22 protein-coding genes and 1 other annotated feature are annotated in these 23,954 nt (G+C 34.7%); of the genes, 18 read left to right on the forward strand and 4 right to left on the reverse strand.

All coding sequences use genetic code 11. The features are described from left to right. Positions 1-86 precede the first annotated feature (86 nt). From AC6CHR_RS02605 to AC6CHR_RS02615, 3 genes are all read left to right on the forward strand, one after another. Entirely contained in the window at positions 87-890 is an 804-nt protein-coding gene (locus AC6CHR_RS02605) for an NAD-dependent epimerase/dehydratase family protein (RefSeq protein WP_498246921.1), read from the forward strand. A 168-nt stretch (positions 891-1,058) separates the two neighbouring features. Then, complete coding sequence (locus AC6CHR_RS02610; protein ID WP_498246922.1) at positions 1,059-2,012, forward strand: BMP family ABC transporter substrate-binding protein; 954 nt, start codon at positions 1,059-1,061, stop codon at positions 2,010-2,012. A 345-nt stretch (positions 2,013-2,357) separates the two neighbouring features. Beyond that, on the forward strand, positions 2,358-2,519 hold the full coding sequence (locus AC6CHR_RS02615; protein WP_498247185.1) for a ComZ family protein: 162 nt from the start codon (positions 2,358-2,360) through the stop codon (positions 2,517-2,519). Between the two features lie 149 nt (positions 2,520-2,668). Here AC6CHR_RS02615 and AC6CHR_RS02620 read toward each other — a convergent pair whose 3' ends face one another. Beyond that, on the reverse strand, positions 2,669-2,950 hold the full coding sequence (locus AC6CHR_RS02620) for a hypothetical protein (RefSeq protein ID WP_498246924.1): 282 nt from the start codon (positions 2,948-2,950) through the stop codon (positions 2,669-2,671). 330 nt (positions 2,951-3,280) lie between these two features. Here AC6CHR_RS02620 and AC6CHR_RS02625 point away from each other — a divergent pair, with 330 nt between their 5' ends. The 4 genes from AC6CHR_RS02625 to AC6CHR_RS02640 all read left to right on the forward strand — a co-directional run bounded on the left by AC6CHR_RS02625 (position 3,281) and on the right by AC6CHR_RS02640 (position 7,543). Beyond that, positions 3,281-4,213 carry a beta-ketoacyl-ACP synthase III gene (locus AC6CHR_RS02625; protein WP_498246925.1) on the forward strand — a complete coding sequence of 311 codons (933 nt, stop codon included), beginning with the start codon at positions 3,281-3,283 and terminating at the stop codon, positions 4,211-4,213. Positions 4,214-4,491: 278 nt separating this feature from the next. Beyond that, complete coding sequence (fabF, locus tag AC6CHR_RS02630) at positions 4,492-5,730, forward strand: beta-ketoacyl-ACP synthase II (RefSeq protein ID WP_498246926.1); 1,239 nt, start codon at positions 4,492-4,494, stop codon at positions 5,728-5,730. 98 nt (positions 5,731-5,828) lie between these two features. After that, a complete protein-coding gene (locus AC6CHR_RS02635; protein WP_498246927.1) occupies positions 5,829-6,611 on the forward strand; it encodes a DUF2268 domain-containing putative Zn-dependent protease in 783 nt (260 codons plus the stop codon). Between the two features lie 176 nt (positions 6,612-6,787). Beyond that, positions 6,788-7,543 (forward strand): YjbA family protein, encoded by a 756-nt coding sequence (locus tag AC6CHR_RS02640; RefSeq protein ID WP_498246928.1) that lies wholly within the window; start codon positions 6,788-6,790, stop codon positions 7,541-7,543. Positions 7,544-7,770: 227 nt separating this feature from the next. Here the strand turns inward: AC6CHR_RS02640 and trpS are convergent, their stop codons facing one another. After that, entirely contained in the window at positions 7,771-8,760 is a 990-nt protein-coding gene (gene trpS, locus AC6CHR_RS02645) for a tryptophan--tRNA ligase (RefSeq protein ID WP_498246929.1), read from the reverse strand. A gap of 68 nt (positions 8,761-8,828) precedes the next feature. Continuing rightward, positions 8,829-9,040: a binding site (T-box leader), on the reverse strand. A gap of 505 nt (positions 9,041-9,545) precedes the next feature. Beyond that, on the reverse strand, positions 9,546-9,911 hold the full coding sequence (locus tag AC6CHR_RS02650; protein WP_498246930.1) for a DUF3899 domain-containing protein: 366 nt from the start codon (positions 9,909-9,911) through the stop codon (positions 9,546-9,548). 401 nt (positions 9,912-10,312) lie between these two features. On the opposite strand from AC6CHR_RS02650, the gene AC6CHR_RS02655 reads away from it, so the two are divergent. From AC6CHR_RS02655 to spxA, 8 genes are all read left to right on the forward strand, one after another. Next, positions 10,313-12,001, forward strand: a complete 1,689-nt coding sequence (locus AC6CHR_RS02655) for a peptide ABC transporter substrate-binding protein (protein ID WP_498246931.1) — start codon at positions 10,313-10,315, stop codon at positions 11,999-12,001. A 142-nt stretch (positions 12,002-12,143) separates the two neighbouring features. Then, the gene (gene opp3b, locus AC6CHR_RS02660) at positions 12,144-13,073 is read left to right on the forward strand and encodes an oligopeptide ABC transporter permease (RefSeq protein ID WP_498246932.1); all 930 of its coding nucleotides are present in this window, start codon (positions 12,144-12,146) and stop codon (positions 13,071-13,073) included. Next, positions 13,073-14,095, forward strand: a complete 1,023-nt coding sequence (opp3C, locus tag AC6CHR_RS02665) for an oligopeptide ABC transporter permease (RefSeq protein ID WP_498246933.1) — start codon at positions 13,073-13,075, stop codon at positions 14,093-14,095. Before opp3b ends, opp3C begins: the two co-directional genes overlap by 1 nt. Before the next feature lie 20 nt (positions 14,096-14,115). After that, the gene (locus AC6CHR_RS02670; protein ID WP_498246934.1) at positions 14,116-15,159 is read left to right on the forward strand and encodes an ABC transporter ATP-binding protein; all 1,044 of its coding nucleotides are present in this window, start codon (positions 14,116-14,118) and stop codon (positions 15,157-15,159) included. Beyond that, positions 15,160-16,095: an ABC transporter ATP-binding protein gene (locus AC6CHR_RS02675; RefSeq protein WP_498246935.1), complete on the forward strand. Its 936-nt coding sequence runs from the start codon at positions 15,160-15,162 to the stop codon at positions 16,093-16,095. Between the two features lie 238 nt (positions 16,096-16,333). Continuing rightward, positions 16,334-17,542, forward strand: coding sequence for a putative glycoside hydrolase (locus AC6CHR_RS02680; protein WP_498246936.1), 1,209 nt, complete (start codon positions 16,334-16,336; stop codon positions 17,540-17,542). A gap of 110 nt (positions 17,543-17,652) precedes the next feature. Beyond that, positions 17,653-18,228 carry a GNAT family N-acetyltransferase gene (locus AC6CHR_RS02685; RefSeq protein ID WP_498246937.1) on the forward strand — a complete coding sequence of 192 codons (576 nt, stop codon included), beginning with the start codon at positions 17,653-17,655 and terminating at the stop codon, positions 18,226-18,228. A gap of 253 nt (positions 18,229-18,481) precedes the next feature. After that, positions 18,482-18,877 (forward strand): transcriptional regulator SpxA, encoded by a 396-nt coding sequence (spxA, locus tag AC6CHR_RS02690; protein ID WP_498246938.1) that lies wholly within the window; start codon positions 18,482-18,484, stop codon positions 18,875-18,877. 112 nt (positions 18,878-18,989) lie between these two features. Here the strand turns inward: spxA and AC6CHR_RS02695 are convergent, their stop codons facing one another. Then, positions 18,990-19,670: a TerC family protein gene (locus AC6CHR_RS02695; protein ID WP_498246939.1), complete on the reverse strand. Its 681-nt coding sequence runs from the start codon at positions 19,668-19,670 to the stop codon at positions 18,990-18,992. A 354-nt stretch (positions 19,671-20,024) separates the two neighbouring features. Here AC6CHR_RS02695 and mecA point away from each other — a divergent pair, with 354 nt between their 5' ends. From mecA to AC6CHR_RS02710, 3 genes are all read left to right on the forward strand, one after another. Then, positions 20,025-20,699, forward strand: a complete 675-nt coding sequence (gene mecA, locus AC6CHR_RS02700; protein WP_498246940.1) for an adaptor protein MecA — start codon at positions 20,025-20,027, stop codon at positions 20,697-20,699. Positions 20,700-21,024: 325 nt separating this feature from the next. Next, complete coding sequence (cls, locus tag AC6CHR_RS02705) at positions 21,025-22,536, forward strand: cardiolipin synthase (RefSeq protein ID WP_498246941.1); 1,512 nt, start codon at positions 21,025-21,027, stop codon at positions 22,534-22,536. Positions 22,537-22,703: 167 nt separating this feature from the next. Next, positions 22,704-23,903 (forward strand): competence protein CoiA, encoded by a 1,200-nt coding sequence (locus tag AC6CHR_RS02710; protein WP_498246942.1) that lies wholly within the window; start codon positions 22,704-22,706, stop codon positions 23,901-23,903. Positions 23,904-23,954: the final 51 nt, after the last annotated feature.

Genomic DNA, 23,954 nt, shown 5'->3' on the forward strand with positions numbered 1-23,954 from the left:
TTATTGCGGAGTGCTCCAGTTCATACGGCGCTAAACGGGCTCTTGCGCTTTTCATTATAATAATTTTCTATTAGGGAGGAAAGCGGATGTTTAATCGAGTTTTGATCTTTGGTGCTCATTCTTACATAGGTTTAGGGCTTTGTGAGAGGTTAGTTCAGGAGGGTATTGAGGTTGTGGGAGTATTGTTACGACCTGAAAAATCAATACATCAACAACTGTTGGATGAACGATTAATGATGATTGGAAGAAATGCATTGTTTAAACGTGTCGAATATGATGAGAAATATGAGGAGGACCGAACGATTGACTTGATTATTCACTGTTGCGACGATGGTATTGAGGCGGACTTAATCAAGCAAGATCGTAAGCAATTGTTGAAATCTGTAGCAATTGCCCAAGATGTAAAAATACCTTATATTTATACATCTTCTAGCAACAAAGGAATTGGAGATTTACGAAGGAATCATATCAAGGATTGTGAAAGCTATCTTCTAGAAAATTTTGAAACACGTATCCTGGTTCATTTTCCAGTTTTATTTGGCCCTTTCCAACCTCAAACTGAAACGATCCATCAACAGTTATCTAATGCTAATAAGAGGATTGAAGGGATCATTGTTGAGGAACCAATATTATTTATTGATGATGCGGTGGATGGTTTAACGAAATTACTAGCCAAAATAGAGCAAGGCAAGACATACACTTTTAAAAGTGACTTTCTAGATGATAATGAGGAAACTTCTTCACTGAAGTTTCAAATGAGGGTGAGCGATTCCGAACAGGATGTAACAGAGGGAAACATGGTTATAAATATACCAACTAGAGTTGGTAAAGGATTAAATTTACAAATTTCATTTATTGATACTTACAAAACCCTTTTGGAAAGATCATAGTAGTATTTTATTCGTTGGTTTTCTTTTGTAGATAATGGTAGGAAGGTACAATTTGTAACAACTAACTACGAAAATTGCTTGTACTTTCAATGAAGGTAAGGATAAAATAAGTAGAACTAATGAGTGTATTAATGCGCTTTCAATATTTTATCTAAGGAGGGTTGTTCCATGTACATAAGGCTTGGACTTATCATACTTTTATTATTTTCGCTGTTAGGATGTGGACAACCTAAAGGGTCTGGAAACCTTGAGAATGTAGGACTTCTTGTACCTGACACCATAGATGATCAGGTATGGGGTACAGAGGGCTATAAAGGACTTCTAAAAATCCAATCTGAACTTGGTGTAGATGTCTACTATAAAGAGGGTATGAATGAAGAAAGCAAAGTTCGTGCAGCAATAGACGAATTTAAACAAGATGGTGTAAATCTTATTTTTGGGCATGGGAGTGAGTATGCTAGTTTTTTTAAAACGTTAAGTAAGAATTATCCTGATATTCATTTTGTCCTTTTTAACCAGGCAGTAGATGGTGATAATATCACAAGTTTAAATTTCGAGTCACATGCAATGGGTTTTTTTGGAGGAATGGTAGCTGGTGAAATGTCAAAAACTGAAAAGGTAGGTGTTTTAGCAGCCTTTGAGTGGCAGCCTGAAATAGATGGCTTTTTTGAAGGGGCATACTTTCAAAATGAAAATGTTCACGTGAATATTCAGTATGTTCAGGATTGGAATGATACAACTACAGCATTGCATCTTATTGATGAAATGATCACTTCTAATATAGATACAGTATATGTTGCTGGTGATGGATATAATATCCCAGTTATTGAAAAGTTAAAGGAAGAAGGTCTGTATGTAATCGGATATGTATCAGATCAATCAGATTTAGGAAAGGGAGCGGTGCTAACAAGTACTGTCCAACATCTAGATGTATTGTATGAAGTAGTTGCAACTGAATTTAATAATGGTGAGCTAAAAAGTGGAGAACTTTATTTTGATTTTCAAGATGATGTAATTTCCTTAGGTGAATTCAGCCCACTTGTTGATAAGGATTTCCAGTCTAAGATCAATGATTATATTTTAGATTATAAAAAAAATGGACTCCTTCCTAATCAAAAGTAATTGATACAAATAAAGTGACTGTATTACCAAAGACTGTTGTATTTCGTAATAAGCATTTTTTGCATACTTAGCCTGTCGTTATGTTCTTTTTGTTAAATGACTAGGTTCTTTTCTGTTAAAATAGCTGCTAATGATACGGAAAAAAACTTATAGGTAATTTCTTATTGCCGATATTACTAGAGTTGAGAGCAACAAACTTTTAGAAAAGAGCCAATTAGCTCAAATTTGTTCTTTTTGTCTATACATTTCGTTATACTTAAGAAGAAACATCTCTGTCCCCCTTTCCAAAATAGTGATATGAATACTGAGAAGGAGTGAAATAAAGTGGAACAACATCCAAAAACAATGGAATTCATGCAAATTGCAATGAAATACTTACCAGAGGCAAAACAAAAATTAGAAGGAACAGGTATTGAGTTATCCTTGGATACAATTCAACCAATGATGGAGCTTTTCACAAAGGTTATGGGAGAAGCATATGAATTAGGAAAAAAAGACGGACAATAAAAACACTAGCTCAGTGCCTTGATCAGCCCCGGCAAGCATAAGATGCTCATGAATAGAAGGTGTTGTTTACCTTCTATTCATGAGTTGCTTTTACTTGTCGGGGCTAGGTACTGAAATTGGATGTAGAGCACATATCCACAATAGAAACTTTATATTTTCTTTTTAATATAGTCTATAATTGGTGTGAAATGCTTAAAAACGGGTTTTATATTATCTATGGAACCCATAATATCATCAATTTGCTCCATTAAGGTAAAATAATTCACTTCATCTATTTTAGTTTGTTCTTGAACATTCCCCTGCTTTAAATGCGAGCTTCTAGATCCAAACATTAACTCTGAAAATCGGTCGACAGGTTGTGGATCTGCAGCTTGGGTAAAGTCCTCATTCTTTTTATCATTGTCTTCTTCTAATTGGTTTTCAATTGTCACAATGTCACCCCCAACTACTTAAACCGCAGAATTTTTTAGTATTGGTTTACAACTAAATATATACTAGGTAAAAACTTAACGTGCATGTTCGCTTTTCAGCATGGTTGATAATAAGATTGTAATTTATATGGATACATAGTTCTTTTCATAGTAGTTTATGTTAATGATTAGTACATGTTCTAGACGGTTGACCAAAAACATTAATATTGAAAAAAAAAAAGGAATAAGATAAAATTAGTACCAAGTCATAATAATTGATTATAAAAGTTGATAGTGATATTCAAATAAACAGTTGCTTAGACATATATTTTTTATTAAGGGGTTGCAGATATGAATGCAGGAATAATCGGGATTGGAAGATTCACTCCAGAAAAAATCGTAACAAATGCAGATTTAGAAAAAGTGATGGATACCTCGGATGAATGGATCCGATCAAGAACAGGTATTGAAGAACGTCGCATCGCTGATGATTCAGTTGATACATCTGATATGGCATTTTTTGCTGCTGAAAAAGCACTAGCAGACGCAGGAATTACTGCTGAAGAACTAGACTTAATACTAGTTGCAACTGTCACACCAGATCAACCATTTCCGTCTGTGTCTTGTATGCTCCAAGAAAAAATAGGCGCAAAAAATGCTGCGGCGATGGATATTAGTGCAGCATGTGCAGGTTTTATGTACGGAATGATAACTGCTAAGCAGTTTGTTGAAACAGGTGCATATAAGCATGTTTTAGTAGTAGGTGTTGAAAAACTATCTAAAATAACTGATTGGGAAGATCGTAATACAGCTGTGTTGTTTGGTGATGGTGCTGGAGCAACTGTAATAGGGCCTGTAAGCGATGGGAAAGGGATCCTATCCTTTGAGCTTGGAGCAGATGGAACTGGCGGTAAGCACCTATATCAAGATGAGTATATCATCATGAACGGTAGAGAGGTATTTAAGTTTGCAGTTCGACAAATGGGCGAATCATGTGTTAATGTCCTAGAAAAAGCAGGTCTAGGTAAAGAGGATGTTGATTTCTTAATTCCACACCAAGCTAATATACGGATCATGGAAGCTTCTAGGGAACGTTTGGAGTTGCCAGTTGAAAAAATGTCTAAAACCGTTCATAAATATGGGAATACGTCTTCTGCCTCTATTCCTATCTCATTAGTAGAAGAATTAGAAGCTGGAAAAATTAAAGATGGTGACGTCATAGTTATGGTAGGTTTTGGCGGCGGATTAACCTGGGGAGCTATTGCACTTCGTTGGGGGCGTTAATACAATATGACAGCAAGAAGAAATATAATCTGATTAAATTTTAATAGAAGGCTGTTTCGCAAAGATTGTTGTTTTCGTAATAAGTGCATCTTTACGAATTTAGTTTGTCTTCTGATTTGATCGCAACAAACTTTAAGAAAAGTCCTAATCGAAACAAACGACATAGAAGTTGTTTAGAATAAAAAAGGATTAATTGATTTTTAAAAAATGAAGTATGAGGAAAAGATGGACTAACGTGTCGTCTATCGTTCATACCTAAAAGGTGAGGTGCTTTCGTCATGGAAAAGAAAAGAGTTGTCGTGACTGGTTTAGGAGCTGTAACTCCTATTGGAAATGATGTACAAACAACATGGGAAAATGCTATAAAAGGCGTATCAGGAATCGGACCAATAACGCGTGTAAATCCAGATGATTTTCCTGCAAAGGTTGCTGCTGAATTAAAAGACTTTGATGTTGAGCAATTTATGGAGAAAAAAGATGCCAGAAAGATGGATCGTTTTACGCAATATGCAGTTGCAGCTTCATTGATGGCAGTAAAAGATGCTGATTTAGAAATTACAGCTGAAAATGCGGATAATATTGGTGTATGGATTGGCTCTGGAATCGGCGGTATGGAGACATTTGAACAGCAATATAAGATCTTGTTAGAAAAAGGACCACGTCGTGTAAGTCCGTTTTTCGTACCGATGCTCATACCGGATATGGCAACAGGGCAGGTTTCAATTGCCTTAGGAGCAAAGGGCTTTAACTCTTGTACAGTAACAGCATGTGCAACAGGAACAAATTCTATTGGTGATGCTTTCCGTGTTATTGAGCGAGGCGAGGCGAATGCGATGGTGACAGGCGGTGCAGAAGCACCACTTACAGAAATGTCATTTGCAGGATTTTCTGCCAATAAAGCATTATCAACAAATCCTGATCCACAAACAGCTAGTAGACCATTTGATCAAGATCGTGATGGTTTTGTTATGGGAGAAGGAGCTGGAATTATTGTTCTAGAAGAATTAGAGCATGCCTTAGCACGTGGAGCAAAGATCTATGCTGAAATCGTAGGGTACGGTTCTACAGGTGATGCTCATCATATCACTGCACCAGCTCCAAATGGTGAAGGTGGCTCAAGAGCAATGAAACAAGCAGTTAAAGGTAGTGGTCTTACTATAGCAGATATTGATTACATTAATGCTCACGGTACAAGCACGTCGTACAATGATAAATTTGAAACGATGGCAATTAAAGAGGTGTTTGGAGACCATGCGTATAAAGTAGCGATTAGTTCAACGAAATCAATGACAGGGCATTTATTGGGCGCTGCTGGTGGAGTTGAAGCAATTTTTAGCATATTAGCCATTAAAGAGGGAATTATTCCACCAACAATAAATCTAAGAACACCAGATCCAGATTGTGATTTAGATTACGTGCCAAATGAAGCAAGAAAACAGGAAGTAAATGCAGTTTTAAGTAATTCATTAGGCTTTGGTGGACATAACGCAACAATAATATTTAAGAAATACGTATAAGTTATAAGATGAGGATTGACAATTTATGTCAGTCCTCTTTTTATATCGAAGAACATCATTCCTCCTCCATACATACATTAAGGTGGGGGGTCGTTGGTATGAGTGTAATTGATACAATAAATTGGATGAAGGAAAAATCAAATCTACTTGATATTTGCGAAAAGTTAAGGGTTTATTTTAATGATGTAAGTGTGGCTGAAATTGCAAAGTACTTGCAATCGTACGGTATGTATAAAAATAAGCAGGAAACGGATAGATGGATAGATACCATGGAGAAAGCTAACATTCTTACTTACATTAAAGCAGAGGAAAGAAAGCTTAAAAAGGAATGGAATGGACCAAATATCCCGATCTTTATTTTACCAAGTGATGAAACAAACCGTAAAATTAGCTTGGACTATAAGGGAAGGTCTGGATTAGCTTTTAATAATAAGCTGTTTTTATTCCTTTCAACCAAAACTGAAAAAAAGGATATTAAATCCCTTTTCATCCACGAATATCATCATGTATGTCGTTTAGCAGAAATGAAAAGAAAAGAACAGGATTTTACGATTATTGATTCAGTCATTATGGAAGGGTTAGCCGAAAATGCTGTCCGTGAAAAACTAGGAGAATCAGCAATTGCTACCTGGGCGAAATTATATACAGACGTCCAATGTGAGAGATTTTATGAAAGAATCCTAGAGCCTAATCGAGAACTAACAAGGAATAGTCATAAGTTCACGCAAATAATGTTTGGAACAGGATTTTACCCGAATATGCTTGGATATGCTCTTGGCTATTATATCGTGCGAGAATACATGTTAAAAACAGGGGAAAACACGAAAGAACTGTTAGGTTCAGCTTCAGATATCTTTCTCGATAGTAAAAAAGTAGAGTGAAAATGATTCCTTGAATTCATATTTAGGTAGATATCAACATAGTGATTATTAAAGCCATATTATAGTAGTAGGCTATAGTGAAAATAAAACTATGTATTATCTGCATTATTTGGAATAAATTCTCTTCTATTTGCCTATACTGTTTGACAAATGGTACTGAAGTGAGGGGTAAAAAAATGTTATTTCTTCATGATGTTTGGGTTAATTGGTTTGAAGGTGAAGAGAATGGGTACAATGTCTGTCATTTCCATGAATGGAGAAAGGATGACAGTGTTGAACTCCTTGATCAGGTCCCCCTTTTAAAGGTAAATTCCTTACTATTTGACTACATAGAAAATAACTTAGCGGAGTTACCACCTGGTCTATTAAAAGATATTTTTCAAAAGGCTTATATTAGAAAAAATCATGAGAGAATCCAACTAGATTACTGCTTTACTATTACTGATGGTGTAGGAATACTAGTAATAGACACAATTGGGTATACGATTCCAATACGTAAGAGTCGGATTATTCCAAGGCAGGAGCAGCTTGTATTTGAAATGGTGAAAGATATTGAGCCTGATGAATATTCAACTGACTTTGTAAACAAGGATTCAGAAGAAAAGGAATTTCATATTTTATCACTAGCGCCGGAACATATGCGTGGATTGACAAGGAAGGAACGTCAATTAAAACAGCTATTATTTATGGCACTAGACCAATTGCAGTCAACAAGGAATACAGCAGAAATTAGGTATTGGTATACGGAATGGAATCCAACGATGTATGGCGACATCCAAGATAGAGAGTTTGAAGAAGTTTGGCATAAGCTGTATGAAGAAACTTTACCTGGATGGTCACATAAGCATATTCAACTATGTGAACATTTAATAAAGGGACAACCATTCTTTGAAAAACTTTGGGATATGGAGCACGAATCAAAGGTTAATTAGATAGGACAAGTTCTTATTAATATACGATGTAGGAGATGTTTAATACATTCTCGCTACATCGTTTTTTTCGTATAAGAAAAAATATACCACCCTTTTTTGTACTCAGTTTTAGTGTCTAGCGCAAGCGCCGAGCCCTTCGAGGGAAAAAGAAAATTCACTTTTTCGAAGGTCATTAGTGGCTTATGTTTGTTGGGACTGTTCAAGGCGCTTGCGCTTTAAGTAAATGCTTATTTGCGTTTACGGCCAAGACCCATTGCATTTTCCATCTTTTTAACCATTTTATTGGCAGCAATATTTGCCTTTTCAGCACCTAAGTCAAGAATGTGATCTAACGTATCTGATTCCATTAATTGAGTATACTTTTCTTGAATAGGCTTAAGTGTATTTATAACAACCTCTGCGACGTCACTTTTAAAATCACCATAACCTTTTCCTTCATATCTTGCTTCAATTTGTTCAATGCTTTCATTATTCAAAATAGAGTAGATGGATAGTAGGTTAGAAACACCAGGTTTATTTTCTTTGTCATACTTCACAATACCATCGGAGTCAGTTACCGCACTTTTAATCTTTTTCTCAATTTGCTTAGGATCATCTAGCAAAGTAATAAATGCCTTTTGGTTTGTATCAGATTTACTCATTTTCTTTGTAGGTTCTACCAGTGACATAATCCGTGCACCTACTTTAGGAATTCGAACTTCAGGAATCGTAAAGATATCATTATATTTTTTATTAAATCGTTCAGCCAAATCTCTTGTTAATTCTAAGTGTTGCTTTTGATCCTCACCAACAGGTACAAGATCTGTTTGGTAAAGAAGAATGTCTGCTGCCATTAACGGTGGATATGTTAGTAACCCGGCAGATACGGCGTCTTTACCTTGTGATTTATCTTTAAATTGTGTCATTCTCTCAAGTTCACCTATGTAGGCTACACATTGTAACATCCATGCTGCTTGGGCATGTGCAGGAACCTCTGATTGAATAAATAGAGTAGTTTTCTCTGGATCAATACCTACTGCAAGATAAAGTGCTGCAAGGCCTCTGATGTTTTTTCGTAATGCTAGTCGATCCTGTGTAACAGTTATCGCATGCTGGTCAACAATACAAAAATAACAATTATACTCATTTTGCAATTCGACAAATTGTTTTAAAGCCCCAATATAGTTTCCTAATGTAACTGAACCGCTTGGTTGAATGCCTGAAAAAATTGTTTTCATGTTTTTTTCCTCCTTTTTACTGATGGGAACTCATTTATTTACACAAAAAAAGCCCATTCGTCTCCTAATAAAGGGACGATGGACCGCGGTACCACCCTATTTATTTCTAATCGTAAGAAATCACTTAATCTTTAACGCAAGATTACGTCTGTACGTACTTCGTTTGTTTTCTGTACAGAAGCTCAAAAGTCCATTCCATACTGCTCATTACCTGTTCACAGCAACCACAGGCTCTCTAAAAATGAAACATGTATGTACTAATCTTTGTCAATGCTTAGCTATTTAATTAGACTCTAATCTAGAATTTAACCGTGAGAATTGAAGCTGTTTTTCAAAAGAAATAAAAATGTGATTAAGCCTGCTTCTTACGAAAAAACAACTATTTGCAAGAACAGTCTTAATTAAAGTGGTTCTACAGCTAAAATTGTCATTATTTTTTACTAAGACCAACGCAGCTATTCTAAATGTAAGGGTTTAACTTTATAGATGAAAAGAGTTTAACTTATTATAAAAAATATCATGAACATTTGCAAATTATTTTAAGGAATAGGTGAATTTGTATTAAAAATAGTCTGTTTTCGCGAAGATTTGTTGTTTATCATAATAAGTACCTCTTTATGAATTCAGCCTATCTTCGTGCTCTTTTCGTAAAGGACTCTGATATCCCTTTGGAGTTCGCCATATTTTAACACCATAAAAAAATCCAAAAGCCGACCTAAAATAAGACGCTTCATCACAAATACAGGTCTGAATCGACGATATTATGAACACGAAATTAAATAACACTAATTATAAAAGATAAATAGTGATACTAACATGACAGCTGTCATCAATAGTCCACAGTATAAGATTGGTGAATGATTAAAGGTAAATATCTCAGAAACAGGAGGCATTTCATGAGCTTCCGTTTTTGATAAAGTTTTTCCTCTTGAAGCAAAGGTTCTTCTAAATCCATATGTAATCCCGTCAAAGAAACCGGCTTTAACAGTAATAGATAAGAGTGAAAGAAACAACAAAGAACCACCAATAATAAATGATACATTAATGAAGTTTAATAATGTTAGTTTATGGTAAATAAAAAAACAAAGTAATATTGTTGTGAAAAGTGACACTATAAATAGTAGTAAGGTTTTACTCTTGAGCTTCTCCATTTTAAACACTCTCTTCCATGTAAATGTATAAACCCTATTATAGCAAATAATAGTAGATGCAAAAAATAGAAATAATGTTATTCTAGAAGTTCTATTTTGATTCAAAAGTAAGGACTTTTAAGTTTGACTATTTTGAAAATTTGAAATACTTATCAAGAAATGCCGAAAATTGCTACATGTCCACAAACCACCGCGTTAAAGCGTTTATATGAAGAAATGGTAAAGATTATGAAGGAATTCCGAAAAAAAATATAGGTCTAAAGAACTAAATTTTAAACTAGACTTCAGACTACTCTTGTATTTGTGGAAACTTTCCTAAAAAAATAAATGCACAATTGTTTGAATACTTGTATAATAACGTTGTAAGTACAACTCGTATAAATATAAAGGGAGGTCTTTTAGTGAAAAAGTCAAAATATTTTCTACTTTTAGCTTTAACACTTGTACTAAGTATGTTCTTAGCTGCATGTGGTGGTGGAGATTCTGGAAAAGAAGAAACTGGTACTGATACAGATAAAAAAGAAGTAGCACAAGAAATAAATGTATTGGAATCTCAAGCTATTCCTTCAATGGATAGTGTAATGGCACAAGATACAGTTAGTTTCACTACGATGAATAACGTAATGGAAGGTTTATATCGTCTTGATCCAAATCAAGAAGTAGTGGATGGTATGGCTGAAGGCGAGCCGGAGGTAAGTGAAGATGGTACTGTTTATACGTTTAAATTAAGAGACTCTAAATGGTCAAATGGTGATCCCGTCACTGCTCACGATTTCGTTTATGCATGGCAACGTGCTATTGATCCAGCAAATGCATCACCTTATGGTCCATATATGATGGATGGAAAAATTAAAGGTGCAGCAGAAATTTCTAAAGCAGGTGCAGAGAAAAAGGATTATGACCTTAATACTCTTGGTGTTAAGGCAGAAGATGATAAAACGCTTGTTGTCACATTAGAAAGACCAATTCCGTATTTTACCTCTCTAATGGCGTTCCCGACATTCTATCCTCAAAACCAAAAATTTGTTGAAGAACAAGGTGAAAATTACGCTATAAAAGCTGAAAACTTAGTTTATAATGGCCCATTTGTATTATCTGATTGGGGAGGCAGTACTGCTTCTGATTGGACTTACGGCAAAAATGAAGAGTATTGGGATGCTGATACCGTTAAACTTGAAAAAGTTCAATGGAATGTTTTAAAAGATTCTCAATCATCTGCAAATGCTTTTGAAACAGGAGAAGCTGACGTTACAGGTAAACTATCTTCAGATATCGTTCCTCAATATGAAGGCGATGAAAATATGGTTACTTGGTTAGAGCCAACAATTTTCTGGTTGAAAATGAACCAAAAAGAAAATGATGCATTAAAAAATCCTGACATTCGTAAAGCAATTGCACAAGGGATTAATAAAGAAGACTTCGTTAATAGTGTATTAAATAATGGCTCGATTGTTGCGAACTACGCAGTTCCAAATGAGTTTGTTAAAAATGATGAAACGGGCAAGGATTTCCGTGAAATCAATGGAAATGAATTGTTACCATTTAATGTAGATGCAGCAAAAGAAGCATGGGAAAAAGGTTTAGCTACACTTGGTACAGATACTGTTGAAGTAAGATACTTAACAGATGACACTGAAACAGCGAAGAAATCAGCTGAATACATTAAAAATCAATTAGAAAAAAATCTTGAAGGAATTTCCGTTAAAGTTGAAAGCGTACCATTTAGTGTGCGTTTAGACCGTGAAAATTCTCAGGATTATGACCTACAAATGGCTGGTTGGGGTCCTGATTACTTAGATCCAATGACTTTCTCTGACTTATGGTTAACAGGTGGAGGAAATAACAAAATGGATTATTCAAACGAAAAATATGACAAACTAATTAATGATGCACAAACAACTTTATCTTTAAAACCAGTTGAGCGTTATGAAGCTCTTGCTGAAGCTGAGAAAGTACTAATTGAAGAGGATGCTGCGATTGCACCATTATATCAACGTTCTTCTAACGTATTAGTTAGTGAAAAAGTTGAAGGCTTCACTTATCACTTGGTAGGACCTGAATATAGCTACAAATGGGCTTCAGTAAAGTAAAAAATAGCAATTAGTATTATTTGATTACAATGACTATTGTTATCGAAAGAGAGTATGTTGTTTTATCAATATACTCTCTTTTCACTTTGCGGAAATTGTCGAACTTTGAAGAAAATTCAAAATTATTAGGAGGTGCACTAAAATGGTGAAGTATATAACTCAGCGCGTTATTTATATGATCATTACTTTATTCTTAATTGCCACGTTTACCTTTTTCCTCATGAAAATAATCCCAGGTACACCTTTTACAAATGCTGATAAATTATCTGAAGCTCAGCTAACGATTATGATAGATAAGTATGGTCTAAATGAACCGATGCCTGTCCAATATATGAATTATATGGTGAACATGTTGAAAGGAGATTTAGGAGTTTCTTTTCAATTTGATAATGTCGGTGTGACGGATATTCTACTAGACAGCATTGGTCCTTCAGCTACGTTGGGATTTCAAGCTATGATATTCGGAAGCATTTTTGGTATTATTCTTGGTGTAATTGCCGCATTAAAACAAAATACATGGGTGGATTATGGTTCAACATTTATTGCAGTACTCGGTAAATCAATACCTTCCTTCGTATTTGCTGGACTTTTACAATATTATATTGCTGTAAAATTAGGTTGGTTTCCAGTTGCATTCTGGAGAGGTCCGGAATATTCAGTTTTACCTACAATCGCTTTAGCGATGTTTCCAATTGCTACCGCAGCGAGATTTGTTAGAACTGAAATGGTTGAAGTATTGGAGTCCGATTATATTACACTTGCAAAAGCGAAAGGTGCAAGCTGGTTTGATATCGCATTTAAACATGCGCTTAGAAATGCGCTCATTCCAGTAATAACAGTCATGGGGCCATTGGTTGTTAGTTTGATGACAGGTTCATTAGTTATTGAAAGAATCTTTGGTATTCCGGGTTTAGGTGAGCAATTCGTTAAATCAATACAAGTAAATGATTATCCAGTCATCATGGGTACAACAATTCTCTTTGCTGCTTTATTCGTTTTTGTAATCTTAATTGTTGACCTTCTATACGGAATAATTGATCCGAGAATCCGTTTAGCGGGAGGGAAAAAGTAATGACTCAAGAAAAAATATCAAAAGACAAGTTTTTACCCGCTGAGATTGATTCTACGAAAAGTGAAGAAATATCAAAACCAAGTCTTAATTATTGGCAAGACGCATGGTTGAGGGTAAAAAAAAATAAAGGGGCTATCGTAAGTTTAGTCGTTTTAATCTTTTTAACACTTATGGCCTTTATAGGACCCTTTTTAAATGATCACGGCTTTGATGATCAAAATTTAAAACATAATAATTTACCACCGAGAATTCCAGTTCTAGAAGATATTAGCTGGTTACCATTTGATGGTGATTTAGAGAAAAGAAATGGTGATGTATACAACGTATATGAAACAAAAAATGTAGATGAGTATTATTGGCTGGGAACTGATAGCTTAGGAAGAGACTTATTTACTCGAGTATGGAAAGGTACCCAAGTCTCATTGTATATAGCTTTGCTTGCTGCAGTTATCGATATGATAATTGGGGTGTTATACGGTGCTATATCTGGTTTTGTTGGAGGAAGAACAGACAATATTATGCAAAGAATCACCGAAATACTAGTAGGTATTCCGAATTTAGTAGTTGTTATTTTGATGATAATCGTATTAGATCCTGGTATCTTGTCAATTACAATCGCCCTGACAATTACAGGATGGGTTGGAATGGCCAGAGTAATTAGAGCACAAGTTATGAAGTTAAAACAACAGGAGTATGTTTTAGCAGCAAGAACATTAGGTCTATCAAATGGTAAAATCATATCAAAACACCTTATTCCAAATTTAGCGGGTGTTATCATTATTAACACGATGTTTACCATCCCAAATGCGATTTTCTTTGAAGCATTTTTAAGCTTCATCGGTTTAGGGTTACAGGCACCACTCGCTTCGTTAGGAACTTTAATTGATGATGGTTTTAAGGTATTGCAACTATATCCATATCAAATGATTATACCAGCCGTTATTATCAGTTTAATTATGATCTGTTTTAATATGATTGCAGATGGACTTCGAGATGCATTAGATCCGAAAATGCGTGATTAGAAAAGGTAGGTGAAATAGAAATGGAAAAAATATTAGAAGTGAATGACTTGCATATTTCCTTCCATACGTTTTCAGGGGAAGTACAGGCTATACGTGGAGTTGATTTTGATTTACTTAAAGGTGAGACCCTAGCAATAGTTGGTGAGTCTGGTTCTGGTAAATCAGTTACGACAAAAGCAATTATGCGTTTGTTACCTGAATCAAACTCAGAAATTAAAAGTGGTGAAATTCTTTTTGAGGGTAAAAACTTAGCAGAGCTTTCAAGTAAATCAATGCAAAAAATTCGCGGTAAAGATATTTCAATGATTTTCCAGGACCCAATGACATCTTTAAACCCTACAATGAAGATTGGAAAACAAATTATCGAGCCAATTGTTAAACATCAAAAGTTGAGCAAAGCTGCTGCAAAAGAACGTGCAATTGACATACTAAGACTAGTAGGTATTCCACAACCTGAAGTTAGGTTTAATCAATACCCACATCAATTCTCTGGTGGAATGAGACAAAGGGTTGTGATTGCCATTGCCCTTGCGTGTAATCCGAAAGTATTAATTGCAGATGAACCAACAACTGCATTAGATGTAACAATTCAAGCTCAAATATTGGAACTTATGAAGGAATTACAAAAAAAGATTGATACGTCAATTATTTTTATTACACATGACTTAGGTGTAGTTGCAAATGTAGCCGATCGAGTTGCTGTAATGTATGGAGGGAAAATAGTTGAAATTGGAACAGTAGATGAAGTTTTCTACAATCCACAACATCCTTATACATGGGGGTTAATTAGTTCAATGCCAAGTCTTGATTCACAAGATGAGGAGTTGTATGCAATTCCTGGAACACCGCCGAACTTACTAAAACCACCAAAAGGTGATGCGTTTGCTCCTCGAAACGAGTATGCGATGAAGATTGACTTAGAAGAGCAACCACCAATGTTTAAAGTGTCTGACACACATTACGCGGCGACATGGTTACTACACCCAGATGCACCAAAGGTTGAACCACCTGCAGCTGTAAAACGACGTCAACGTCAATTCCCTGGTAAAAAGGAGGGAAAGTAAATGAGTGCTGAGAAATTAGTTGAAATCAAAAATTTGAAGCAATATTTTAATATCGGTAGACCTAATGAGGTAAGAGCAGTTGATAATATTTCGTTTGATATTTATAAAGGTGAAACATTGGGATTAGTTGGTGAGTCTGGTTGTGGGAAATCAACAACTGGTCGGACGATTATACGTCTATATGATGCAACTGACGGTGAGGTTATCTTTAATGGAACGAATGTCCATGGGAAAAAGTCAAAGGCTAAACTAAAGGATTTTAATCGACAGATGCAAATGATATTTCAAGATCCACAAGCATCTTTAAATCCAAGGATGAAGGTATCAGATATTATCGCTGAAGGTATTGATATCCATGGTCTTGCAAAAAATAAGACCGATCGAATGAATAGAGTCATTAATCTACTTGAAACTGTAGGCTTAAATAAGGAGCACGCTAATCGTTATCCACATGAATTTAGTGGAGGACAGCGCCAACGGATCGGGATAGCACGAGCGCTTGCTGTAGAACCAGAATTTATTATTGCTGATGAGCCAATTTCTGCTCTTGATGTTTCGATTCAAGCTCAGGTTGTAAATCTGATGAAACAGCTTCAAAAGGAAAAGGGGCTAACTTACTTATTTATAGCTCATGACTTATCAATGGTTAAATATATTAGTGATCGTATTGGAGTTATGTACTTTGGTAAATTAGTTGAATTAGCTGATGCAAATGAACTATATGATAATCCGATTCATCCTTATACACAATCATTACTATCAGCCATTCCACTTCCTGACCCAGATTATGAGCGGTCACGTGTAAGGAAAACATATGACCCTAGTCAACATAAGTACAGTTCAGAAGAAGAAGTTGAATTCCGTGAGGTTAAACCAGGCCACTTTGTTATGTGTTCACAAGCAGAATTCAATCAATATAAAAAACAATATGCATGATTTAGGTTGCCTTTAAAAGGGCAATCTTTTTTTGTTTGAGTTTTTCATTTTCGGCTATTGTACATGTAAGTAAATAAGGACAAAAACACCCATTATTACCTTTTATTATTACTAGGTCGAAATTAGGTATCATAGACTATACAAGGTAGAAAACGGAGGAAATCATCCTTACTAACCTATTAAGGATAGAGTATTTTCTATATAATGGGAAGTAGAATAAAAATGGGGGATTATTTTTATGCAATTTTTTAAACGTATTACAATTTTTGTCACGTGTTTTATCATTTATGGAGCTATTTTTCTACTACCAACGAAAGCGGAAACGATTCAAGAAAGTAAACAACATGTTCAGAATCACATAGCGTTAAACAAGAAGGTAATACCAGATCTTTTACCAAGATTCACATTTAACTCCGGTTTTTCATTTACATACCCTGATGCTGTCCGAGGTGTCTATGTGACAGGTCATTCAGCTGGAGGAGGAAGGTTTGAATCATTAACAGCATTAATCAAAAACTCTGATTTGAATGCTATGGTAATCGATATTAAAGATGATTTCGGGAATTTAACCTACCAGCCGGAAAAGGCATCTCCATTTCACGAGATTAGTAAAAACTATATCAAAGACCCAAAGAACATGGTGAAGACACTTGAGAAGGAACACATTTATCCGATAGCTAGAATTGTTGTTTTTAAAGACACTCATTTAGCAAATCAAAAACCTGAGCTTTCTTTTAAGGAAGGAGACAAGGTTTGGAAGAATGGTAGAGGTGAATCATTTGTAAATCCATTTATAAAGGAAGTATGGGATTACAATGTGGACATTGCTATTGAAGCTGCAAAGTTAGGTTTTCAAGAAATACAATTTGATTATGTCCGCTTTCCTGAAGGGTTTGAGCACAGGGAAAAAGATTTGACCTACAATGAAGGCAGCTATAAAGACACGGATAAAGATAAAGTTCAAAAACGTGTAACTGCAGTTACTGATTTTGTTTCATATGCAAAAGAAAGGCTAAAACCATACGGTGTAAAAGTTTCTGTAGATATATTCGGTTATACAGCAACACTACCTGAAGCTCCTGGAATTGGACAAAATTTTTCTAAAATATCTGAACATGTAGATGTTATTTCATCTATGATCTATCCAAGTCATTGGACATCCTATTTTGGTATTGCAAAACCAGATTTAGAACCTTATGCACTTATTTCAGAATATGCAAAGTTAGAAAAAGCTAAACTAAATGAACTTACTAATAAACCAATCTCAAGACCATGGATTCAAGACTTTACTGCCTCATATTTAGGAAAAGGTAATTACCAAGTTTATGGTAAAGAGGAAGTAGAAGCCCAGATTAAGGCTTTGAACGAACAAGGAATTGACGAGTTTCTCCTTTGGAATGCTGGGAATTCTTATACAAAAAATGTCGATTATACGCCTGTTAATTAGCTTTCTTATTAAAAATTATAAAAAAATATATGTTTAACATCACAAGAGGAAGGGGATATTTAAGAATGGGAGAATGTATTAAATACGAATGAATAAAAGGGAGTAGATCAATGAATTGGTATGAGAAGTTGAATCAGTATTTTCCCATTGAAGAGATGAAGTCACGTGAACATATGGAAGTTTTACTTAAGGAAAGATCGGACATTTACCATAAAGATGAGGGCAAAAATCATGTAATGATGTATGCTGAGCTAAATGATTTTATCTTTGTTGATTATATTTTCGTATCAACAGATGCTCGTGGGGAAGGTCTTGGTCACAAGCTTTTAGAAAAGTTGAAAGAAAAGCAAAAGCCAATCATTCTTGAGGTTGAGCCAGTCAGATATGAAGATACAGATACTGAAAAAAGGTTAAGATTTTATCAGAGAGAAGAGTTTAAGCATGCAGATTCCATTGGTTATGAACGCCGATCAATTGCTACAAATGAATTGAATAAAATGGAAATTCTCTACTGGGCACCTAATAATGAGACTGAAAAAGATATTTATGAAGCAATGATTAAAACGTATAATATGATTCATACATATAAAGATAAAGAATTATATGGTGAATCATACGAACCTGTCAAAGAAGTCCTATCTATCGATGAAAATGCAAAGAAAAACATTTTCGATGAGCTTAGTTAATTGAGAATAGGAACCTAAGAATCAATGTTACATTTATTAAATAGTGACCAGATTAATGTTAACTTTTCATTAATTGTTAAGGGGTTTATATAGAACTGTAATGGTTTTGTCACACTTTAAATTTCAAATCCTATTTGCATACTTACTTTTTTATAGTATAATCAATATATGATTCTTAATTAAAGTAATTTCAATTACGATATACATTTTGCAAAAGATTAACTCATTCTATAAATAGAGGAGTGAAAGATGAATGGTCACATTATATACATCACCAAGTTGTACTTCATGTAGAAAAGCTAAATCATGGTTGGAAGAACACGATATTGGTTACATTGAAAGAAATATTTTTTCAGAACCACTTTCCATTCAGGAAATTAAAGGAATATTACGAATGACGGAAGATGGTACAGATGAGATTATTTCAACTCGCTCAAAAATCTTTCAAAAATTAAATATCAATCTTGAATCAATGCCACTACAGGATCTATATAGTCTAATTCAGGAAAATCCTGGACTTTTAAGACGACCTATAATTATTGATGAAAAGAGACTTCAGGTTGGATATAATGAAGATGAAATACGTCGTTTTCTTCCACGTCGTGTCCGTACTTTTCAACTTAGAGAAGCACAGCGCTTAGTGAATTAAATATAATTATATAGAGGCAAATTCTTAAGAATATAACGATGCTCCTTCATAGATGAAGGGGAAAGTTCCTTCTTTTGAGTCTGCCTCTTTATTTGTAGTTAACTCACTACACTTATGTTTTTCGACCAGAGTGAAAACTTATTATTTGTCTGTAAATAACACCCCCAAAAATAATAAATGAAGTCGTTAGGTAAGGTAAACTTTGTGCGAGCAAGGGGTGTGATAGGTAGATTGACTGAAGCTGTTGATCTTGGGTCATCATTTTTCCAGCTGTATATGCTAGAAGTCCGCCACCAACATACAATAGCAGTGGGAATTTTGTAAGGAAAAACAAAATAAGTTTACTTCCCCAAATAATGATTGGTATTGAAATGAATAAGCCAATCGCTATTAACAACATATGCCCCTGTGCTGCTCCAGCTACTGCTATTACATTATCAAATCCCATTAATAAATCAGCCAAAACAATGGTTTTAATTGCTTTCCATGTTGATCCTTGACTTTTAATTGTATTTGAATGCTCATCTTTGCCTACAATGAGATAAAAGGCAATGTATAGAAGGAAAATCCCACCTATTAATTGTAAAAATGGTATTTTCAACAAATAGACAGCTATCATAGTTAGAAAAACCCGAAAAATAATTGCTACAATTGTACCTAAAATGATCGCTTTATTGCGTTGAACAACTGGTAAATTACGACAAGCCATTGCAATAACAACAGCATTATCAGCTCCTAAAACAAGATCAATACCAATGATCACTAATAATGATAGAAGAAAATCGTGTTCCATGGAAAACCCTCTTTCAGCTTATTGACTGCTCGTACATGTATATGAAATTATTGATAAAATATGAGTAAGGATTAGCAAAGTAGACTATAGGTGAAATAACTGTTTTTGTAAATTCAGGTGTTTTTTATTTCATTTAAGACCTTTTTATCATAAAATAGGAGTACAAGATTCTTTCATCATTGAAGGTTCCTGAAGTAGGTGCAGTAGCCTTAGATCATTTATTGGTTTATAGCTGGCACTATCGCTTTATCCGCGATTAAAGTTTAATTTTAATGGGTAAAGTGTAGTAAAGCACAACTGCCTTAAGGGGGGGTTGTCCCTTCAACATCTTATATAGAAGGGAAGGTTTAAGGAATGGAAATTGAACGTATTAACGAACATACAGTTAAGTTTTATATTTCGTATTTAGATATAGAAGAACGTGGTTTTGATCGCGATGAAATATGGTATAACCGTGATCGCAGCGAGGAGTTATTTTGGGAAATGATGGATGAAGTCCATGAGGAAGAAGAATTCATGGTTGAAGGTCCACTTTGGATACAAGTACAGGCGCTAGATAAAGGTTTAGAAGTCATTGTTACAAAAGCGCAAGTATCAAAGGATGGTCAAAAACTAGAACTCCCAATTTCCGATGAAAAACTTAAAGAATTGCCTATAGATGAAACTATAGGATCTATATTAGATCAAAATTTTAATAAGACTGATTCATCCAAGGAAGATGAGCCGGCAGAAGACTTTGAACAACAGCTTCAATTTATTTTAATGTTCAGTGACTTCGAGAATGTCATCTCCTTGTCAAAATATTCTTCATTAGCAGGCATAACCAACCATTTATATTCTCTTAACCAGAATTATTACCTCTTTATTGAGTTCAATGATGAGGTAAGTGATGAAGAAATAGAGAATAAATTGAGTATAATACTCGAATATGGACAAGAATCTAGAGTTACGATCCATCGTTTAGAGGAATATGGAAAGTTAATTGCTAAGGATCATGGCCTGAATGTAATTAAAAAGCACTTTTCGTAAATGAATGCTGTTTTCACCAAGATGGTTGTTTTTAGCCTTTAAGGTCTAAAACAACCAACTTTTTAGAATAGAGGTTGACTTAAACGGGTCAGACCCTAACAATCAGAATAAGTAGGGAGTTCTTAACAAATATCTTACTTATTGGATTGAGGGTCAGACCTTTTGTTTTTGATCAGCCTTTTTTTAATTTTACAATTTAGAGTTAGATCTAGAAAATAGAATAAAATAAAGAAAAGCCCTCTAACATTATCACGCATGAATGAAGATAGGTTTCATATAAGGTTCATAAGGGAATTAGAATAAGAAAATGAATAAGGTGAAACCAATGAAGAATACATTCCGATTATTTCTATTAATCGCACTAATCGCGTCCTTAATATTACTTACAAAGAATCTTTGGGGAGATTGGATAGTAGGTACAGTAAGTATTATTTTTACCCTTTCTATTATTTCCATTTGTGTGGTGATCTTCTTAGAGAATCGCCATCCAACACAAACAATTACATGGTTATTAATACTAGGTGGATTTCCACTAATTGGTTTCTTTATTTATTTATTCTTTGGAAGGAATATAAAAAAAAGAAGGTTATTTGTTGAGAAGGCTTTAACAGATGAAAAAGCTTTTTTAGAAATTGAAGGAAATCATTCTTCATATCAAGATAAAATGGAACATATGGGGGATCACCAGCAACTTTTATTTAAGCTCGCCCATCGATTAGGACATAGTCCAATTTCATTTGGTACAAAAACGAAAGCTCTTACAGACGGTCCTGAAACCTTTGAGTATATTTTTCAGGAAATAAAAAAGGCACAGCATCATATCCATCTTGAATACTATATCGTTAGACATGATGAGGTCGGCCAAAAGCTCAAAAATTTATTAATAGAAAAGGCAAAAAAGGGAGTAGAGGTTCGCTTTCTTTATGATGCAGTAGGTTGCTTTAAGTTATCAAAAGGATATATTAGAGAGATGGATCAGGCAGGTATTGAAGTGATGCCGTTCCTTCCAGTACGAATCCCCTTCCTTAATAATAAAATAAATTTTCGAAATCATAGAAAAATTATCGTGATTGATGGAGCAGTTGGATTTGTTGGTGGTTTGAATGTAGGAGACGAGTATTTAGGGAAGGACATCAATTTTGGTTATTGGCGTGATACCCATCTTTTAATAAAAGGTGAAGCGGTACGTTCATTACAAATGATCTTTCTGCAGGATTGGTATTATATGACCGATAAAAAGTTGCGTTCCCATACATATTTATCTAGCAAAAAAGAACAGCCTGAGCATACTGGTGGTGTCCAACTTATAGCTGGAGGGCCAGATAGTAAATGGGATGTCATTAAAAATCTATTTTTTTCAATGATCATTTCAGCTAAGGAATCGATTTGGATAGCCTCTCCTTACTTCGTGCCAGATGAAGACATCCTTACTGCACTAAAAGTTGCCGCACTTAGTGGCATCGATGTAAGGTTATTAGTTCCACAGCATCCGGATAAAAAAATTGTCTATTATGCTTCACATTCTTACTTTCCGGAATTGCTTGAAACAGGAGTGAAAGTATATGAATATGAAAGAGGCTTTATGCATAGTAAGTTAATCATCGTTGATTATGAGTTAGCATCGATAGGAACCGCTAATATGGACATGAGAAGCTTTCATTTGAATTTCGAGGTAAATGCCTTTTTATATAGAACAGGGAGTACACAGACCCTTGTGAATGAGTATATAAAGGATATTGAACAATCTAGAGAGATCGTTTTGGATGAGTTTTCTAAGCGTCCTTTTTATAAAAAACTTTTTGAATCTACTGCAAGGCTCTTGTCACCATTACTATAAATAGGGTCGACTAAACATGATATGTGTTTAGTCGGCTTTTTTTGCTAAGCCTTGCTCTTGTGTTTCTTAATTTTGAAGGAAGAAAGGACAATTTTATACATTTGTAAAAATAGATTGTGCCTAGGATAATAAGTTAAGGAAGCAGTGAGAAAAAGGGGGAAGGGTTCTTGTTTGTTGCCTATAATAAAGTAGGAGTATCGATCAATATTGCTGAAAAAAAGTGGTCAAAAAGTGAATTGGTAAAGCTTAGAGAGAGCACGACATTTACTTGTCCAATCTGCTCGAGTGAATTGGAACTGAAAATTGGTGCAATCATTACTGCTCATTTTGCCCATAAGAAATTAACAGGGTGTACTTTGCAAAGTGAAGCTGAAAGTCACTACCATCTAAAAGGAAAGCTTGATTTATATAAGTGGTTTTTAATTCAAAAGAAGTTTAGCTCTGTACAGCTAGAACCCTATCTAAATGGAATAAAACAGCGACCAGATATATTGGCAAGCAATCACATAGAGATAATTCCGATCGAGTATCAATGTTCAACAATTGATTCGAGGGTGTTTATAAAAAGAACGAAACAGTATCTAGCAGCGAATATGAAGGTTTTCTGGGTTTTAGGAGCAAAAACCTTACGTAGAATTGGCTCGACGACTTTCTCACTTTCACCTTTCCAATGGTTGTTTGCAGTAAACACTAATAATGGCGATCCACCAAGAATCTTTACCTATTGCTCCGAATCAAAGACGTTTATTGTCCTTCACTCAATTATTCCATTTTCATCACGTATGATCTATGCAAATCTTCTACAACTCTCTCCAAATGCAATAACATTCGACCAGCTAAAAAATCAAAAGTTAATAAACCATCAAGTTCACTCTGCATGGTTTGACCAATTAAAGAAGTTCCGTTTAAAACCTACTAATTTTAAAACAAGAGAAGCAAAGCATTTTAATTTATATCTTTATCAAAATAAACATCTTCCACTTTCCTTTCTGCCGTCTATAGCATTCCTTCCACTAAAAACTACTTACCTAATTGAATCAGCCGTTTATGTATGGCAAGGATGGATCCTCATATATATTGATGCAATCCCTATCAGACAAGCTTTTACCTTTAAATGTGTATATAAATACATCGATCAAAAGGTAAATAGTAAAAAAATAACCATTCGGCAGTTGCCTCAAATCAACCTTCATTATTCCTATGTTATTAAGGAATATTTAAACGAGCTGAGTAAATGTAAGATCTTAAAGAAGTTAAATGAAAATACCTATAGTAAAGTAACTGATATTCACTGGACAACTCATATTGAGGATTTGTTACAAAATGATGATAGGATCAAGCGAGATTTTATGTTTATTAAGGAATAAGTGCATAGTTGGAATTATATTGAACAAATTAAAAGAGAAATATTAACAAAG

This window comes from Metabacillus sp. GQ13, from assembly GCF_059758525.1.